Origin of the sequence: Flavobacterium sp. N3904, from assembly GCF_025947305.1 — a bacterium.
Lineage (GTDB): Bacteria > Bacteroidota > Bacteroidia > Flavobacteriales > Flavobacteriaceae > Flavobacterium.
In genome coordinates this window covers 4,268,729-4,286,660 of sequence record NZ_CP110009.1, presented here as the reverse complement: position 1 = coordinate 4,286,660, position 17,932 = coordinate 4,268,729, and the positions used below count along the sequence as shown (strand labels likewise).

The 17,932-nt window shown below is 32.2% G+C and carries 15 protein-coding genes; 2 read left to right on the top strand and 13 right to left on the bottom strand.

Features of this window, described 5'->3' with window-relative positions:
* Positions 1-96: 96 nt before the first annotated feature.
* Positions 97-969, bottom strand: a complete 873-nt coding sequence (locus OLM57_RS18300; RefSeq protein ID WP_264565128.1) for an AraC family transcriptional regulator — start codon at positions 967-969, stop codon at positions 97-99.
* A 184-nt stretch (positions 970-1,153) separates the two neighbouring features.
* On the opposite strand from OLM57_RS18300, the gene OLM57_RS18295 reads away from it, so the two are divergent.
* Positions 1,154-1,558 carry a T9SS type A sorting domain-containing protein gene (locus OLM57_RS18295; protein WP_264565127.1) on the top strand — a complete coding sequence of 135 codons (405 nt, stop codon included), beginning with the start codon at positions 1,154-1,156 and terminating at the stop codon, positions 1,556-1,558.
* 61 nt (positions 1,559-1,619) lie between these two features.
* Here OLM57_RS18295 and OLM57_RS18290 read toward each other — a convergent pair whose 3' ends face one another.
* The 3 genes from OLM57_RS18290 to OLM57_RS18280 are packed head-to-tail and all read right to left on the bottom strand — an operon-like array spanning position 1,620 to position 7,813.
* The gene (locus OLM57_RS18290; RefSeq protein WP_264565126.1) at positions 1,620-3,506 is read right to left on the bottom strand and encodes a tetratricopeptide repeat-containing sensor histidine kinase; all 1,887 of its coding nucleotides are present in this window, start codon (positions 3,504-3,506) and stop codon (positions 1,620-1,622) included.
* A 29-nt stretch (positions 3,507-3,535) separates the two neighbouring features.
* Entirely contained in the window at positions 3,536-5,440 is a 1,905-nt protein-coding gene (locus OLM57_RS18285) for a tetratricopeptide repeat-containing sensor histidine kinase (RefSeq protein WP_264565125.1), read from the bottom strand.
* A gap of 36 nt (positions 5,441-5,476) precedes the next feature.
* Positions 5,477-7,813, bottom strand: coding sequence for a tetratricopeptide repeat-containing sensor histidine kinase (locus OLM57_RS18280; RefSeq protein ID WP_264565124.1), 2,337 nt, complete (start codon positions 7,811-7,813; stop codon positions 5,477-5,479).
* Positions 7,814-8,104: 291 nt separating this feature from the next.
* On the opposite strand from OLM57_RS18280, the gene OLM57_RS18275 reads away from it, so the two are divergent.
* Positions 8,105-8,542 (top strand): hypothetical protein, encoded by a 438-nt coding sequence (locus OLM57_RS18275; RefSeq protein WP_264565123.1) that lies wholly within the window; start codon positions 8,105-8,107, stop codon positions 8,540-8,542.
* Between the two features lie 74 nt (positions 8,543-8,616).
* On the opposite strand, the gene OLM57_RS18270 is transcribed toward OLM57_RS18275, so the two are convergent.
* The 9 genes from OLM57_RS18270 to OLM57_RS18230 form a co-directional block, all read right to left on the bottom strand.
* Entirely contained in the window at positions 8,617-9,684 is a 1,068-nt protein-coding gene (locus OLM57_RS18270; RefSeq protein ID WP_264565122.1) for a peptidylprolyl isomerase, read from the bottom strand.
* Positions 9,685-9,716: 32 nt separating this feature from the next.
* Positions 9,717-10,841 (bottom strand): peptidylprolyl isomerase, encoded by a 1,125-nt coding sequence (locus tag OLM57_RS18265; protein WP_264565121.1) that lies wholly within the window; start codon positions 10,839-10,841, stop codon positions 9,717-9,719.
* Positions 10,842-10,854: 13 nt separating this feature from the next.
* Complete coding sequence (gene gldI, locus OLM57_RS18260; RefSeq protein ID WP_264565120.1) at positions 10,855-11,496, bottom strand: gliding motility-associated peptidyl-prolyl isomerase GldI; 642 nt, start codon at positions 11,494-11,496, stop codon at positions 10,855-10,857.
* A gap of 3 nt (positions 11,497-11,499) precedes the next feature.
* Positions 11,500-12,504, bottom strand: coding sequence for a DHH family phosphoesterase (locus tag OLM57_RS18255; RefSeq protein ID WP_264565119.1), 1,005 nt, complete (start codon positions 12,502-12,504; stop codon positions 11,500-11,502).
* 68 nt (positions 12,505-12,572) lie between these two features.
* On the bottom strand, positions 12,573-13,829 hold the full coding sequence (locus OLM57_RS18250) for a voltage-gated chloride channel family protein (protein ID WP_264565118.1): 1,257 nt from the start codon (positions 13,827-13,829) through the stop codon (positions 12,573-12,575).
* 67 nt (positions 13,830-13,896) lie between these two features.
* On the bottom strand, positions 13,897-14,283 hold the full coding sequence (locus tag OLM57_RS18245) for a RidA family protein (RefSeq protein ID WP_264565117.1): 387 nt from the start codon (positions 14,281-14,283) through the stop codon (positions 13,897-13,899).
* 670 nt (positions 14,284-14,953) lie between these two features.
* Complete coding sequence (locus OLM57_RS18240) at positions 14,954-15,130, bottom strand: hypothetical protein (protein ID WP_264565116.1); 177 nt, start codon at positions 15,128-15,130, stop codon at positions 14,954-14,956.
* 54 nt (positions 15,131-15,184) lie between these two features.
* Complete coding sequence (locus OLM57_RS18235; protein ID WP_264565115.1) at positions 15,185-15,703, bottom strand: low affinity iron permease family protein; 519 nt, start codon at positions 15,701-15,703, stop codon at positions 15,185-15,187.
* A gap of 50 nt (positions 15,704-15,753) precedes the next feature.
* Positions 15,754-17,904 (bottom strand): catalase, encoded by a 2,151-nt coding sequence (locus OLM57_RS18230; protein WP_264565114.1) that lies wholly within the window; start codon positions 17,902-17,904, stop codon positions 15,754-15,756.
* Positions 17,905-17,932: the final 28 nt, after the last annotated feature.

The following is a 17,932-nucleotide window of genomic DNA, read 5'->3' as shown; positions in this document are numbered from 1 at the left end:
CTACATATCATCAATTGATTAAAATACAAATACTTGAATGCGGATTGATTTGTTTTTGTAGTATAAAAAAGTTAAATGTGTTAGCTTTAAAATTAATTACGCTATAAAAGACTTTAATTCATTCCTGTACTGCGAAGCACTTTTCCCCGTAAAAGCTTTAAATGATTTATTAAAATGACTAAAATTATTGAATCCGCTTTCAAAACAAATTTCGGTAATACTCATCGTATGCTCTGCCAAAAGTTTTGAAGCATGAACCAATCGGTAATCGTTTACAAAATTGGTAAATGTTTTGTTGGTTATTTTTTTAAAATACCTGCAAAATGATGGTGTTGTCATACTCACTAAATTTGAAACGGCATCCAGCTGAATGGGTTCCTGAAAATGGTCTTTTACATAGTTGAAGACCACATTGATCCTGTCATTATCTTGAACTTGTAATTCTAGCGAAAAACCATCGGCATTCAATATTGTATATTCATTATTGGTCTCCAGAGTGTTCAAAATACCGATCATGCTCAGTAATCGATCAAAAGGGGACTGATGTTCCATAAGTTCGATTTTGCCTGCAATTAATTTTTTGGTCGTTGGTCCAAAAGCAATTCCGCCTTTTGCCTTACTTAATAGGTACTGAATGTTCTTGATCTCGGGAATTTCAAAAAAATAACTTCCCAAAAAGTCAGGACGCATCTGGATTACAGTTTCATTTTTATTTCCGGTTTGCTCATTTGTAAATCCGCAATGAGGTAAATTGCTCCCGATAAGGACCAAATCACCATCTGAATAATAGGATATATGACTTCCTATTTGTCTTTTTCCAGAACCACCATTTACAAAGACCAATTCTATTTCGGGATGATAATGCCAGAGGTCTGATTTGCAATTGGCATTTTCGACATAGCGGGAAAAAGAGAAAGAACTACCAAAAGTTGGGGCAATAATTTCTAGTGTAGGATTTATTTTTTTCATTATTTCCATATTTGAAACTACCCAAATTTACCACAAATAAATACTATTTTACCACAATTTAACATACATCGTTTTCGTAAAGATAAAATAATACATATTTCAGAAAATACAGCTGTGCTTTGTTTTGCAGTATTCAAATACTTTAGCAATAGAAATTTAACTATTAATTTAAAACCCCATTATTATGAAAACGATATTAAAACTTAGGTTAGCAGTATTGGCAGCAATGACTACAATGAGTACTTATGCAATTGATGGTGATTTTTTACTAAATGTAAAAAAAGGGAATGGAAAAGAAATTAGTTTTTCTGTAAATGAGATTCAAAAAGCAAGCGTAACCATTTATGACAAAGATCATAATTTAATCTATTCGGAAGTGGCAACTGGAAAAGGCGGAATATTAAAAACGTACAGCCTTGAAGAATTTCCTGATGGTATTTACTTTTTAGAAGTAGAAACCAATTCAAAAAAAGTAACTCATGAAATTGTTATAAAAAACGAAGTTTCTACCTTGTCAAGAAAATCGCTTGCCGAAGTTTACAAAGCAGATTTGAAAATGGCAAATCAAAATGTAGCTACTGCAAATTAATTTTTCCTGCTTACTAATTCAGAAAAAAGCTTTATTATTTGAAGCTTTTTTTGTTTAATTTCTATTTTGGTAAACTAAAATAAAAGGTACTTCCTTTTCCTTCTTCGCTTTCTACCCAGATTTTACCGCTGTGTTTTTCGATAAATTCTTTGCACAAGATTAATCCTAGCCCAGTACTTGGCTCTTCGTCTGTTCCTATTCGGTTGTTTTGAACGTCTAATTTGAATAAGTTTTCAATTATTTTCTCATTCATGCCAATTCCAGAATCAGTGACAGAAATGATTGTTTTTTTGTTGTCTTCCGTTGCTTTAATGAGTATAAATCCATTTTTTGGAGTGAATTTTATGGCATTCAATGCTATATTTCGAATGACTGCCTGAAGCATATTGATGTCGGCGAAAACTTTTATGTCTTGGGAAATAGTAGTATCAATAGTGATTGCTTTGTTATTGGCAGTGTCCTGTAAAGTAAGAATACTGTCTACAATGATAGGTTTTAGGAGATATTCTTTGGGATCAAAAGGAATCAAATGCTGTTCCATGCGAGACCAATTTAATAGATTCTCCAGGAGTGTAAAAAGATTTTTGGCTGAGCTTCTCATGTTTACGGCAGCAAATTTGACTTCTTCCGTAGTCATGATATCTATGTCTTCTGCCATTAATTCGGTTAGTCCCAGAAATCCGTTGAATGGGCCTCTTAAATCATGTGCAATGATGGAGAAAAATTTATCTTTTTGGTTGTTTATTTCGGAAATTATCTTGTTGGTTTTTCTTTTGGAGATATATAATAAAAAAAACAAACCCAAGAGAATGGCGACTGCAATTGTTATGGTAATTAACAAATATACTTTTCGCGAATCGTTTTTTATCTTTAGTTTCTGAATTTCAATTTGTTTATCTCTTAAATCTATTTCTCTTTTAGATTCAAGGTAAGTCAGTTTTTTTTCACTATCTTCAGAAAATACCGAATTTTTAATTTCGGTATATTTTTCATAATAGTCTAGTGCAATTTCGAAATTACCTATGGCTTTATTGGTTTTAGATAAATAGTAATAGGTTTCTTGAATGTCTTTAAGAGATTCATATTTTTGAAAATTGGCTAATGCCTTATCAAAAAATGCAATGGAATTGTCTAATAGTTGTTTTTTTGTATTCTTATTTAATTCATTCAGCGATAATAGATAATTAACCCTTCCAAGTTCATAAATATTATAGGTATTGTACAAACTCAAATAATCTTCGTAAGTATCGATAGATTTGTTTATGATTTCAATTCCTTTTGGGTAGTTTTTTAAATTAATATAACAAATGCCTATATTGGTTAAGTTCAGTCCAATAGCTTCTTTGTCGTTAAGCTTTTTGTTTATTATAAGAGCTTTGTAAAAGTTGACTAGCGCTTTTTTATAATCTTTTTCTTGAAGGTAAACATCTCCAATATTATTCAAAAGCAAAGAAGCATTTCTGTCTTTATTTGATTTTAAACTTAATTGTAAAGCTTTATTGTAATATTTGAGGCCTTGTTTGTAATTTTTGAGGTCAATATAGATTAATCCAAGATTGTTATATACGATAGTTAAGCCTCTTCTGTATTCTAAATCTTCATAAATTGTAAGTGCTTTATAAAGATAGTCTAACGAATTTACATAATCTGATTTTACCTCATAAGCTACTCCCAAACTTCCATAGGAATCACCAATTCTCCTTATGTCATTTGTTTTTTTTGCATATTTTAGTGCTTGTTTAGCATAACTTATGGCTTCATCAGAATTAATATACCCAGAATAACCTGAAAGTTTGTTTAAAAGAGATGCTTTGGTTGAGTCTTCGGTTGTTTTATTCAATTCTATTTTTAATGAATCAATAGTTTTGGATACTGCATTTTGAGCTTGAATCCGGATTGTAAAAACTAATGAAAATAGAAATAGTAAAAGAGTAATTTTCCTGACCATTAAAGATTTTTTCTCAAAAATACATTAAATTATTGTAACGCTTTAGGAAAACTAAAATAAAACGTTGTTCCTTTTCCTTCTTCACTTTCAACCCAAATTTTACCACTATGCTTTTCTATAAATTCTCTGCAAAGTATAAGCCCTAAACCCGTACTAGGTTCATCGTTAGTTCCTTTTCTATTGGTTTGCACATCGAGGCGGAATAAATTATCAACCATTTTTGAATTCATTCCTATGCCAGAATCTGTTATTGAAATTGTAGTTTTTTTGTTGTCTTCTTTTCCTTGAATCGCTATTGTTCCTCCTTTTGGAGTAAACTTTATAGCATTCGACAAAATATTTCGAATTACAGCATGAAGAATATTGTTGTCTGCAAAAACAATGGTTTTATTGTCAATATTTTCATTGATTTTTATTTCTTTTTTATCGGCAGCATCTTTGAGGGTTATGATACATTCGTCAACTACAGATTTTAATTTGTTTTGCTGTGGAGCAAACGGTATTAATCCTTGTTCCATTCTAGACCATTCGAGTAAGTTCTCCAGTAATCGATTTAAATTGGCTGCAGAGTTTTTCATACTTGCTGCCGCAAATTGTATTTCTTCGGATGTCATGGTATTAAGGTCTTCTGCCAATAACTCTGTTAAACCTAAGAATCCATTAAAAGGGCCTCTTAAATCATGAGCAATAATTGAGAAAAATTTGTCTTTTTGTTTGTTGATGTTGGATATGGTTTTGTTTTTTTCTTCTAGTTGCACATTTGTTCTCCTTTTGGATAGATACAACCAAAAGAATAATCCCAGCAGAACGCCCACAGCTATTGTTATCGTAACCAACAAATAAACTTTTCGGGAATCATTTTTTATTTTCAGATTTTGTATCTCTATTTTTTTGTCTCGCAATTCTATTTCTCTTTGTGATTCCAAGAGATTTATTTGTGTACTATTTTCACTTGAGAAAATAGAATCATTTAAGTGGGTACTTTTTTCAAAATAGTCTAAGGCTTCATGATGTTTGCCTTGTTCTTTCTTTATTTTTGATAAATAGAGATAGGCATCTTTGATATCGATTAACGATTTTTCCCTTTTGAAAATATGCATGGATTCATTTACATAATCGAGTGATTTTTGTAACAACTGGTCTTTTTTAGCCTGGTTTTTTTCGTTTAATGCCAGATAGTAGTATGATTTTCCAAATTCAAGTTTGTTGAAACCATTGTATAAACTAGAATCATTTTTGTAAATTAATACCGATTTATTAATGGCTTCAATAGATTTTTTATACTGTTTTAAAAAATTGTATGTAATACCAATATTGGTGTAATTCAATCCGGATTCAAAACTATCTTTGCGAAACGTATTTGTTTTGATTGCCTGCTCAAAATAATATAATGCTTTTGAATAGTTTTTTTGTCTTAAATAGACATCGCCAATATTGTTTAAATAGGTAGCAGTAGATTTTGTATCATTTATTTCTTTACTAACTTTTAATGCTTTTGTATAGAATTTAAGAGCCAGTTTGTAATTTTTGTATTCTATATATATTATACCAAGGCTATTGTTTGCACTTGCAATTCCTTTTTTGTCATTTTCTTCTTCATGAATTTTCAATGCTTTATAAGCATAATTTAATGCTCTGGGGAAATCAGTCTTTAACCAATAATATATGCTAAAATTATTATAAGAATAGGCTATTCCTTTATTATAGTTTAGTGCATTGGAAAGTATTAGCGCTTTTTTTGCATAATTTAAGCCTAGGTCAGCATTTTTGAATGAATTTAAAGCAGATAGTTGATTTAGTATTTTGACTTTTACAGTGTCTTCTTTTGTATGATTTAATTCTATATTTAGGGAATCAATTATTTGATCCTTACTTTTTTGAGAAAAGATGAGATGGTTTGTGAAAATTAAAAAAAGTATAATTATTTTTTTCATTATATTTTTTTTTGGATATATAAAGATAAATAAATTTTAGTGTTTTGGTAAATTAATAAAAAAAGTAGTTCCTTTTTTCTCCTCGCTTTTTGCCCAAATTTTTCCTCCATGTTTTTCTACAAACTCTTTACAAAGAATTAATCCTAAACCGGTACTTGGCTCTTCATTGGTGCTTTTTCTGTTGGTTTGCACATTCAAGCGAAATAAGTTTTCTAGTATTATAGTATTCATTCCAATTCCCGAATCGGTTATAGAAATCGTCGTTTTATTTTCATCTTCTTCGCCATGAACAACTATTTTGCCACCATGTGGCGTGAATTTTACAGCATTTGATAAGATATTTCTAATTATGGCATGTAGAATATTATTATCTGCAAAAACCATTGTGTTTGTTGATATTTCAGTATTTATTGTTATTTCTTTTGTTTTGGCCGCATCTTCAAAAGTAGCTATACACTCTGATACGACTGCTTTTAATTTAATTTCTTGAGGAGCAAAAGGTATTAGTCCTTGTTCCATTCTGGACCATTCTAGCAAGTTTTCCAATAATCGATTTAAATTTGTTGCCGAGTTTTTCATTGTCACTGCGGCAAGTTTTATTTCATCATTGTTCATACTATCAAGATCTTCAGCTAATAATTCTGTTAATCCTAGAAAACCATTGAAAGGTCCTCGTAAATCATTTGCTATTATAGAGAAGAACTTGTCTTTTTGATTATTAATGTTTGATATTATTTTGTTTTTTACTACAAGTTGGTAATTGACATTTCGTTTGGTTATGTACAACCAAAAAAACACAATAAGTAGTATGGCAACTATTCCAGTTATAGTTACTAATAAATATACTTTTCTAAAAGCATTTTTTATTTTAAGATTTTGAATCTCAATTTTTTTGTCTTTTAATTCAATTTTACGAGTAGATAGAATATTGGCAATTTTATTCTCATTTTCATTTAAGTTAATTGAATCTTTTAGTGAAGTGTATTTGTCAAAATAGGTTAATGCATCACTATAGTTGCCTTGTTCTTTTAAAATTTTATATAGTTCAAAATAACAGCTATTCTGTTTGTCTAATACGCCTAATTCTATAAACAATTTAAGAGATTTGTTCAAAAAAATCACTGATTTTGTCAATAATTGAGCTGTATTGTTGGGATTTACCAAAGCCATTTTGTGAAATGTGATTCCCATTTCCAGATAGGTATTTCCTATGTTGTAAGATTGACCTTTATCAAGATAGCGTAATGCTTTTTTATAATAGTCAAGACCTTTTGCGTAATCATTCTGATCAGAATAAATTGTTCCAATTTTGGCGTAACAATAGGCAAGACCATTTAAATCATTCATGGATTCGTTTAATACTTTTGACTTAGAATAATATTCAAGGGCTTTGGCATATTTTTTTTGATTGTAATATGCCATAGCAATATTATTCAGATTATAAACCATCAATATTTTATTGCCGGTTTTTTTATTTATCTCAAAGGCTTGATTGAAAAATATAAAGGCTTGAGCGTATTTTTTTATCTCAACATTGATTAATCCTAAATTGTTATAAGTAGAAGAAATCCCGTTTAAATCTTTTAATTTTTTATAAGTGGATAATGATTTGTAGAAATAGTTAAGCGCTTTGATATAGTCTGTTAAAACCCATTGGCACACGCCAAGATTGTCATTTGCTAGTGCGATTCCTTTTAGCCATTTTATTTTTGTTGCCAGTTTTAATGCAGCTTCACCATATCGAATTCCTTCTTTTGGGTTGATGTAAAAATAACTACTGGATAACCTATTCAGGAGGCTAATTTTTGTGGTATCTACAGTTGTTTTTTGAAGCTGTTCTTTTAGTGCTTCTACAGATTGTGAATATTGTTTTTGTTTGCTAGAGATTCGCTCTAAAGTTTGGGTAGAGAGATAGATGTATTTTTTTCTGTTTTTCGGTTCAACTCCTGCTAACAATAGATAGGTTTTACTTAATTGCTTAAGAGTATTGTCAATTTTATCAATTTGGGATTTGTCATAATTGTCTAGGGCTTTTGTAAAATAATTTACAGCTTTTGGGTATTGCCTTTCTTTTGAATAAATTATCGCGATGTTTGAAAGGCAATATGCATAACCATCCGAGTCCTTTATTTTTGAATTCAGGGCAAGTGATTTGTTGTAGTATTCTAGTGCTTTTGAATTATTATTTTGTTTAAAATAGGTATTGGCAATTTCGTTAAGATTAAGAATGTTTGTTTTAAGAGTATCTATAGTAGCTTTTTGTAAGCTTGATTTTAATATTTCAGTTGACTGCATATTGTTTTGTCCATACAGAGAATTACCAATAATTAAAATGCTGTAAATAGAAATCAATATTTTAATTAAATGGTTCATAATAAGCAGCAATTGATTGTTTTAACCTTTTTTGGATGATTTTCTTTTTAAGAAATAAGTGTTTTTAAATATTGTTTAGACAAATATAGATATATCTTAAAGTACTTAAAGCAAAAAGTGTGTCAAAACGTATAATTATATAGTTTAAATACGTTAAAATTAATTATTACCAATAAAATACTTATAAATTATCAATTTGATATTTTTGTTTAAAAATCAAAAAAAATCAGATTTAAATTAAAAAGAATACCTTTGTATGAAGCAAATTAGAAAAAATATAATCAAGCTACAATGAAAATAAACCCTAAAATCGGAATTGACAAGCTCATTTTCGGAATGAAGCAAAATGATGTTATAGCCATTTATGGTAAACCCAACAGAAATTACAAGGACGAAGATGACAATGTAATTTTCTCCTATAATTCTTTAAAAATCCGATTGACTTTTTATAAAGATGAAGAACTAAAATTAGGATATTTAGTGGCTTCAAGTCAGGATTTAGAATTGTTTGGCAATAAAATAATCAATAGAAAGATTACGGATGTTAAAAAAGATTTAGCACAAAAAGGGATTGTAAAATTTACTCAGGAGGAGTTTGATACTTTCGAAAATTATTTTAATGAAGAGAATTGGATTATTCTCCAAACCGAATTTGAGGAAGTTGTAAAATTTGAAATTGGCGCTATAATTAATGCAAAAGACGAATTTGATTGGAAGTTTAAAAAGTAACAGAGTTAGTTCTATAAATGAAGAAACCCGACAGATTTAAAAAGCTATCGGGTTTTATTTATGGATTTAGTTTTTTATTGATTTATTTTAATCAATTCTACTTCAAATATTAAATCACTTTTTGGAGGAATAGCACCTGGATAGCCTCTTTCTCCATAAGCTAAAGTATAAGGGATATAAAATTTATATTTGGCACCTTCTTTCATCAATTGAAGTCCTTCTGTCCAGCCTTTAATGACCTGATTTAAATTAAAATCTATTGGTTCTCCACGTTGAACACTACTGTCAAATACTTTTCCATTATTGAAACTCCCGGTATAATGTACTTTTACATTACTGGTTATTGTAGGTGTAGATCCTGTTCCTTCTTTTAAAACAATGTATTTTAATCCGCTTGCGGTTGTTTGACCATTGGCAAATTCTTTTAATGCAATTTCATTGGCAGCGGCTCTTTCCTTTTCTTCTTTTTCTAATTTTGTTTTTTCTTCGACCCCTTTATTTGCGTAATAATCTGCCAATACCTTTACAGCATCAAATTTCTTTGCTGCATCTCCTTTTCTAGTAATAGTAATTTTTGTAATGATATCATCTTGAACAATGGCATTGACTACAGACATTCCTTGGGTAACCTGGCCATAAATGGTGTGTTTCCCATTTAACCATGGCGTTTCTTTATGTGTGATAAAAAATTGGCTTCCGTTTGTACCCGGTCCAGAATTTGCCATTGCCAGAACTCCTGCTTTGTCAAATTTTAAAGAAGTAAATTCATCTTTGAACGCATAACCAGGATCACCGGATCCATTTCCTAAAGGGTCGCCGCCTTGAATCATAAAATCGTTAATTACTCTATGAAATTTTAAACCATCAAAAAAAGGTTTTCCTTTTAGGTTATTGACAGTGACATATGGATTTGTACCTTCAGCCAGTGTAATGAAATTGGCAACTGTTACTGGTGCTTCTTTGTAGAATAATTGTACAGTTATATTTCCTTTATTGGTTGCGATTGTTGCAAAAATACCTTCTTGTGCTACTGGAGCTTTTACGGTTGCAGCCTGTTTTTTTGTTGCAACTGGTTTTTTGGTGGTTTGTGCTTGTAAATTAATAAGCCCTAAAAAGAATAATAATACGATTTTTGATTTCATTTTCTTAAAAATTTAATTTCAGTTTTTTTTAATTATTTAGGCATTGTTTCCAATAGTTCAATTTCAAAAATAATGTTGGTATTTGGCAGAATAACATCTCCTGCTCCTGCTTCCCCATACGCTAAATGTGATGGTATAAAAAGTATGGCTTTGTCTCCAAAAGACATTTTTTCGATTCCTTCTATGAAGCCCGGAATTAAACCATCTTTACGTCCAGCCTGAAAAGGAATTGGTGTGTATTGATTGGCCGCAGCCCTTGCAGGATCAAATTTTCCGAAAGTTTTGGACACCTCTTCAATACTGGAATCAAACAATGTTCCGTTCTCCAGAAAACCTGCGTAATGAATATAAACGGTTGCTCCGTTTGCTGGTTTTTTGCCACCTGATTTTTTGGTGATAATATATTGAAGTCCAGTAGATGTCTTGGTTGCTTTACTTTTTAATGCTGTAAAAGATGCTGCTTTTTGTTCACAAACCGCTTTATATTTGGCATCGTATTCTTTTTTTGCTTGAGCTTCGGCGGCAACTTTTTGTTTTTGGGCTTCAGATTCTGTTTTGAAATAATCATGAAAAATTTTTATTGCATCAAATTTCTTTGCCTCTTCACCATTTCTTATTATAGTAACACTTTTCATATAATCGTCTTGCTCTATTTTGTTGACGATTTCAAGATTGTTATCAACAACATGACCAAAAATGGTGTGTTTTCCATCTAGCCAAGGCGTTTCAAGATGCGTGATAAAAAATTGGCTGCTATTGGTTCCAGGTCCATTATTAGCCATTGCCAAAATTCCTCCTTTATCAAATTTTAGATCAGAAAATTCGTCTTTGAATTTATATCCGGTATCCCCAGACCCTGTTCCTAGGGGATCTCCACCTTGAATCATGAAATCTTTGATAACTCGATGAAATTTTAATCCATTATAAAAAGGTTTTCCTTTTAGGGTATCATTCATAATAAACTCATTATTTCCTTCTGCAAGAGTAATAAAATTAGCAACAGTAACAGGTGCTTTCTTGTAATCCAATTCAAGTAAAATACTTCCTTTATTGGTTTCAATTTCTGCATATAAACCATCTGGCAAATTATTGTGTTCTTTATTACAGGAAATTAAAGTTGTAATCAGTAGTAGTACAAATAAAATATTTTTTTTCATTCTGCTTTTTCTTTTAGTTTGTTAAAGTGTCTTTGATTATTGATTTGGCTTTTATAGGAGTGTTTACTTTTCCAACTGTATTGGATTGAATTTGTGCGTTATAAGTGGCTTCTGGCATAAAATCGTGAAGAGTAACGGTGCAAAATAAAGGTTCGTTTGTGCCTATTTTGTTATTGTCTCCATGAAATCCATATCCCATAAATGATGTAAAAAGGAAATTTACTTTTTCATTTTTGCGCATTAATTTTATACCATCTCTCAATCCCATCATGATATCTTGCTTATCGACTTTATATACTTGTGTTTGTAATTCAACTTCAGAATATATAATGTTTCCTTTTAAATCTTTAATTTCATAATCAAATAATGCGATATCACCTTTTTTGGGAGTAAGGCTGTCGGTTAGATTTCGTGACTCGTAGGAGTACCAATACCCTTTTTTGGAAGCAATGTATTTAATAGAAGGATTGCTTTTTATAATCGAGTCAATTTGGTCTTTTTCGGTAGCATTTAATTTTTTATTTCTCGCTATTGATTGTTTCATAAAGCTACCCGAAGATTGTGAAACGGGTCTTCGTGCTTCCTGATGCTGTTTGCAACTCGAAAATAAAACGGTTGCAAAAAATACACATAGTACTATTTTGAAATGATTCATGGGCTATATTTTTAATGTTTGTACTAAACTTTCAAATTTTTGCAGGGTTTCTTCCATCGAAACTTCTGATTTGCCTCCTGCAGCATTACTGTGTCCACCTCCTTGAAAGTGGTCTCTGGCAAACTGATTGACATCAAAATCACCTTGTGAACGGAAAGAAATCTTGATTATTCCTTCTTCTTTATTTTCTATAAAAATAGCTGAAAAAACAACTCCTTTTATACTTAAACCATAATTGACAATACCTTCTGTATCTCCTTTTATATAATCAAAAGAGTTTAATTCTTCTTGTGTTAATGAGGTATATGATGTTTTGTGATCCATCATCACTTTCATGTTTTGCAAAGCTCTTCCTAGTAATTGCAAACGACTGTAGGAACTATTATCAAAAAGCAAAGTGGGAATCACAGTGTTTTCTACTCCAAGGTCAATCAATTCGGCAATGATTCTATGGGTCGTTCCAGTCGTTTTTGGAAAACGAAAAGAACCTGAATCAGTCAGGATTCCTGTATAAATGCAAGTAGCAATAGTTTTGTCAATGTCTTGTTTTTTGTCTAAAAGACAAATGAAGTTATAGACCATTTCGCAGGTAGAACCAAATGCAACATCGGAATAGGTATATGTGGCATAATCATCGGGTTTTTGATGATGATCAATCATAATAAAAGGAGCGGTCAGTTTTTCTAAAACCTGTTCCATTTCGCCTACTCGATGAAGAGCATTAAAATCTAAAGTGAAAATAAGTTCTGATTCCTCAAGGATTTTGGTGCAATTTTCCTTGTCCTTTTCATAAATTTTAACGGTTTCAGAGCCTGGCATCCAAGCTAGAAATTCGGGAAAATCATTTGGAGAAATTACCACCGGATGATGATTATTTTTTAGTAAAAAATGATATAATGCTAAAGTAGAGCCCATGGCATCTCCATCTGGACCTCTATGCGGAATTATGGCAATTTTTTTTGGAGTTGATAATAGCAACTGTATCGCTTGTATGTCTTGTGTATTCATAGGTTGCGAAATTACTGTTTTTTAACTAAAAGTTGAAATCATTTAAGAAATTAACAAATTTTATAGTTTTAGAAATATTTGAGCCCTTTTCTTCTAAAACTTTGATACAAAATTGATTTTGGACCTTTTACAATTTGCGATTTGTAAATCCCAACTGAGCCCGAAAAAAAATAAGCAATAATACAGGCGATTCCAATGTAAACGCCACTTTGCATCCCAAAAAGTTCTATGCCCATAACGGTGCAAGCGATAGGAGTGTGGGTTGCCCCCGAAAAAACAGCCACAAATCCCATTCCGGCCAATAAAGCAATCGGCAGCGGAACCACAACAGACAAGGCACTTCCGAGAGTTGCACCCACAAAAAATAGGGGGGTCACTTCGCCACCTTTAAATCCTGCTCCTAGTGTAAAACCGGTAAATAAAATTTTCAACAGAAAATCATACGGTGCGTTGTGAACAGAAAAGGCATTTACAATCTCTGGAATTCCCAAACCGATATATTTTGTCGTGCCAATAAAGTATATTGCCAAAGCCAGAATAACTCCGCCTACAAATGGACGAAGCGGTGGGTATTTTATGTTTCTTGAAAATAATTTCCCCCAAAAGTGTGTACTTCTGGAAAATAGAAGTGCTGCCAATCCAAATAAAATACTTGTTACTACAATCCAAAAGAGTGTAGTAAAACTCATTTCCGGCACTTGAGGAATACTGTAAAGTGTGTGTTTTACTTGCCAGAATTCAACCGTAAAATAAGCTATATAGGCAACTAGAAATGATAACGAAATACTTCTAAAATTTATGCTGCTAAAGAAAATAACTTCTAAAGCAAATAGTGCTCCCGCGAGTGGAGTTCCGAAAACTGAAGCAAAACCAGCACTAATTCCTAAAATAATTAATGTCCTTCTTTCAGAATTATCCAATTTAAAAATCGAAGTACATAAATCGGCGATGGCTCCACCCATTTGCACTGCAGTTCCTTCTCTGCCGGCAGAACCTCCAAAAAGATGCGTAATTAATGTCCCTAAAAGGACTAAAGGAGCCATGATAAAAGGAATCTTTTTTTGAGGATTTTCGTATTCTTCCAGCAGTAGATTGTTTCCCTTTACTACTTTAGAACCATACAAATAATACAGATAACCTATTGCCAAACCACCAATAGGCAAGAACCAAATAATCCAATTGTTATGGTTTCTATATTGGGTAACATGTTCTAATGCAACTAAGAAAAAGGCAGATGCAGATCCAGAAAAAATGCCTATCAAACAACAAATGAAAAACCATTTGAGCGTGACAAGCATTATTTGTTTTGTTTTTTGAAAATTCATTAACTGCTATACTTTTTTAAATCCAAATTTTATGCTAAAGTATTACAATCCACACTATTTTTTTGAATTATTCTGATGCAATTGCAGTAAATTCGATTTCTACCAAGTATTCAGGAGCCACCAATTGGTTGATGCCGTAGAATCCTGTAGTAGGTTTGATGTCTTTAAAAAAAGTAGCATGTGCTTTTGCAACGGCTTCAAAAGTAGAAACATCAGTAGTAAAAATTCGAGTACGAATCACGTCTTTCATTCCAACATTAAGGTCTTCAAGAACTTTTTCTACTCTTTCTAGAATATTCAAGGTTTGAGCATAGGCGTCATCGGCTTTAACTTTTTCTCCATCGATTAGAGCTACAGTTCCCGATACTTCAATTATGTTTCCAATACGGACTGCGCGACAATAGCCCATTTTGTCTTCCCAAGGTGATCCTGTTAGTATGTTTTCTCTTTTCATTATTTAGTTATTTTTGATTTGTTGGTTCCAATTATATGGTTTTATTAAAGTTCGCAATTTATACAAATTAGATTTAAAATAGATGCCTCATTCCAGACAGATGACCTGTTTGTGCCGAATTTCATCTTTTATAACAAAATAGTCAAGATATTTTATTTTCTGATTTTCTGAACTTTAAAATTTTAGAATAAGTTAACAACTATCAAAAAATAAATCATGTTAGTTTTGTGATTTTATAATGTGTCTTTTTTTATTTTTTTTGAAAAATGTTTTAAGATTGAAAACCTACTTTTTTAATACTAGGAAGCAAATTTTATTTATTTTCCTGATACGTTTTATGACTTGTACATATGCTCAATTTGAGTCGAATGCAAACTTCAAAGGTATTTCCCCAGTGAATATAAAACCGAAGGAAAAGAAGGTGTCTCCGACTAAAATAGATACATCAGGGATTATTCCTCACAATGTTTGTAAAAATTCAAATACACAGTCTCCTCTCAACCCTCTTACCCATTACAGACCAAAGGTTAAGAATGAAATCTCTATGTCTCCCAGTAACGAGTTTATTAATTCGGGAGATAAAGTAAGAGATAGGTTAAGTAACGATATGGATAAACTATTAATCAGGGAAGGCTTAAAAGAAGATTCTAGATATTTAGTAAAATTGTGCTTAATTGCGATTTCCTAATTTGAAGATGATAGCTACAATAAGAACAATTACTGCAATCACAATAAAGATACCAAAGCTCATTCCTGCCTCAAAAATTCCTTTTACCAGTTCACAAGAACTACATAAAAATGAGGTAAAAAGTAGTGTGACTATTACGGGGGAATTTATTTTTTTCATAATAAAGTTTATTTAAATTAGACTGAAATTGCTAGACACCTAAAGGTCATAAAGTTATTTTTTATTCTTTTGTTGGCTTAGATTTATTTTTTTTGTGGGAGCAATTTTTTTCTTGGAATTTTTATTTCGATGCTGATTTTTGATGTTATGGTGCTCTTGTGCTTCTTCAATCGAATGAGATGATTTTATGTTTTCCACTTTAGAAAGCTCACTCAATTTATGATAATACTTTTGGACAACTATCATCTCTTCTTCTGTCATACTTTCAATATCCACTAAACGGTTGCTTGAATTTTCGTTCGACGCAACCAGTTCATTTAATTTTAATTGAATAGCTAGCGAATCTTTGTTTTGTGCTTTTTGGATTAAAAAAACCATCAGAAAAGTGATTATGGTGGTGCTGGTATTAATCACAAGTTGCCAAGTCTCCGAATAGTCAAAAACAGGACCGCAAATGGCCCATACCAACACAATCAGAAATGCAAAACTAAAAGCCATACTACTGCCCACTGCCTTTGAGGCCTTCATTGAAAATTTTTCAAAAATATTCAATACTTTGTTATTGTTTTTCATTTTTTTGAATAAAGAAGTTATAATCAACAATTACATCTTTTCAGTCATTTCTACAGCTGTGACTCTCTGTCCCAAAAGCGATGTTTTTTTAGTCCTTTGATGAAAGAATCAGCCAAATTACCATCTCCTGTTTTTTGACTTGTAAATATTCCTGCATCAGTGTTTGGTTTATTCTCATTCTTGTCGGTAAAAGGAAGGACTTCGGTTCCTTCGCCCTCAGCTGCAATAAATTTACAATGGGTGTATGAGTCGTTCAAAAAATCTTTGACTTCTTTGATAGTTTTAAGGTCCAGAATTCCTTTTCCGCTGGGAATAAACACACCATCAAAAAGAACTGAAGCCGCGATAAGATAACTTTGGTCAACCAAAATTTCATTACCTTCTTCTGAGACTATAGTGCCCAAATGCGGAGCTATGATCTTCACAACAGCTCCGGCATTTTTCAATGCGTGTTTCATGTTTTTTACAGATGCCGCATTAACGCCATCTGCACACAAAAAGGCAATTTGTCTTGTTGCTATGGTGTCTGTTCCTCTTTTGTTTTTCAGTATGCTTAATGCATCGGATGTGTGAATCGCTGTTTCTAAGGCGGTCGGTTCATATTTTTTACTATCTGCATCAGCACCCACTCCGTGATTAATTGGTTTTTCAAGTACCTGAGGGACATTCATTCCAAGTCCTTTGGCTACTCTATTCGCCAATATTTTATCAATTTTCGACAATAGTCCAAGCATTCTTTCTCTGATTGCCAGTATTTCGACTTTTCCTAATTCAAAACGGAGCGCATTGATTATATGCTCTTGTTCTATGACTGTCTGACTTTGATAAAAAAGTGTTGCCTGACCAAAATGATCCGAAAAGCTGGCACTTCGATCACGTACTTTTTGGGCATCTATGCGTTCATTAAAACTGCTGAAACCTCCTTCATCAATTTTGGCTTGAAATGGGCATCCATTTCCTAACGAGTTTGGGTGATAACTTACTCGACCGGTAGCAATTTCTTGTCGCATATGGCCATCACGTTGATTATTGTGCATTGGAGCAACGGTGCGATTAATTGGAATTTCATGGAAATTTGGGCTCCCTAATCTCGACAATTGTGTATCGGTATATGAAAATAATCTTCCTTGTAATAACGGATCATTTGTAATATCTATCCCAGGCACGATATGTCCGGGATGAAAAGCAACTTGCTCTGTTTCTGCAAAAAAGTTATCAGGATTTTTATTTAAAACTATTTTACCTATAATCGTTACAGGAACTAATTCTTCGGGAACTAGTTTTGTTGGATCGAGTAAATCAAAATCATATTTGTGTTCATCGCTTTCAGGGATTATTTGGACCCCCAATTCCCATTCTGGAAAATTTCCTGATTCAATGGCTTCCCATAAATCTTGCCTGTGAAAGTCGGAGTTTTTACCTGAAATTTTTTGAGCCTCATCCCATAGAACAGAATGAATTCCTAATTTGGGTTTCCAATGAAATTTTACAAAATGAGATTCATTCTGTTTATTGATAAATCGGAAAGTGTGGACTCCAAAACCTTCCATCATTCTTAAACTTCTTGGAATTGCCCTATCACTCATAACCCACATAATCATGTGCATCGACTCCGGCATAAGAGAAATGAAATCCCAAAAAGTATCGTGAGCGGATGCTGCCTGTGGCATTTCGTTATGTGGTTCAGGTTTGACGGCATGGACTAAATCTGGAAATTTCATTGCATCTTGGATGAAAAACACGGGCATATTATTTCCTACCAGATCATAGTTTCCTTCTCGAGTATAAAATTTAACCGAAAATCCGCGTACATCGCGAGCAAGATCTGTTGATCCACGCGAACCAGCAACGGTAGAGAAGCGAACAAATACAGGGGTTTTTATACTGCTGTCATTTAAAAATCCCGCCTTGGTGTATTTATCCAAAGATTTATAAAGTTCAAAGTAACCATGGGCGGCAGATCCTCTGGCATGAACTATTCTTTCTGGAATGCGTTCATGGTCGAAATGCGTAATTTTTTCCCTAAGAATAAAATCTTCCAATAATGATGGACCTCGTTCTCCGGCTTTTAATGAATTATTGTTATCATTAATTTTGACGCCCTGATTAGTGGTGAGAAATTGATCTTCAGCTGTGGATTTGTTAAGAGTCAAATCCTCCTGTTTTGCATTTTCTTCTGTTTCTGTGTTAGGTTTTTTCATGTCTTTATATTTTTACTCTTCAGATGAA

What these genes read in the sequence shown, in the direction of transcription:
- OLM57_RS18290 (WP_264565126.1), bottom strand. Translation starts at nt 3,506, where the DNA reads ATGGTCAGGAAAATTACTCTTTTACTATTTCTATTTTCATTAGTTTTT.
- OLM57_RS18245 (WP_264565117.1), bottom strand. Translation starts at nt 14,283, where the DNA reads ATGAAAAGAGAAAACATACTAACAGGATCACCTTGGGAAGACAAAATG.
- OLM57_RS18275 (WP_264565123.1), top strand. Translation starts at nt 8,105, where the DNA reads ATGAAAATAAACCCTAAAATCGGAATTGACAAGCTCATTTTCGGAATG.
- gldI (WP_264565120.1), bottom strand. Translation starts at nt 11,496, where the DNA reads ATGAATCATTTCAAAATAGTACTATGTGTATTTTTTGCAACCGTTTTA.
- OLM57_RS18255 (WP_264565119.1), bottom strand. Translation starts at nt 12,504, where the DNA reads ATGAATACACAAGACATACAAGCGATACAGTTGCTATTATCAACTCCA.
- OLM57_RS18265 (WP_264565121.1), bottom strand. Translation starts at nt 10,841, where the DNA reads ATGAAAAAAAATATTTTATTTGTACTACTACTGATTACAACTTTAATT.
- OLM57_RS18235 (WP_264565115.1), bottom strand. Translation starts at nt 15,703, where the DNA reads ATGAAAAACAATAACAAAGTATTGAATATTTTTGAAAAATTTTCAATG.
- OLM57_RS18295 (WP_264565127.1), top strand. Translation starts at nt 1,154, where the DNA reads ATGAAAACGATATTAAAACTTAGGTTAGCAGTATTGGCAGCAATGACT.
- OLM57_RS18230 (WP_264565114.1), bottom strand. Translation starts at nt 17,904, where the DNA reads ATGAAAAAACCTAACACAGAAACAGAAGAAAATGCAAAACAGGAGGAT.
- OLM57_RS18300 (WP_264565128.1), bottom strand. Translation starts at nt 969, where the DNA reads ATGAAAAAAATAAATCCTACACTAGAAATTATTGCCCCAACTTTTGGT.
- OLM57_RS18250 (WP_264565118.1), bottom strand. Translation starts at nt 13,829, where the DNA reads ATGAATTTTCAAAAAACAAAACAAATAATGCTTGTCACGCTCAAATGG.
- OLM57_RS18285 (WP_264565125.1), bottom strand. Translation starts at nt 5,440, where the DNA reads ATGAAAAAAATAATTATACTTTTTTTAATTTTCACAAACCATCTCATC.
- OLM57_RS18240 (WP_264565116.1), bottom strand. Translation starts at nt 15,130, where the DNA reads ATGAAAAAAATAAATTCCCCCGTAATAGTCACACTACTTTTTACCTCA.
- OLM57_RS18270 (WP_264565122.1), bottom strand. Translation starts at nt 9,684, where the DNA reads ATGAAATCAAAAATCGTATTATTATTCTTTTTAGGGCTTATTAATTTA.
- OLM57_RS18280 (WP_264565124.1), bottom strand. Translation starts at nt 7,813, where the DNA reads ATGAACCATTTAATTAAAATATTGATTTCTATTTACAGCATTTTAATT.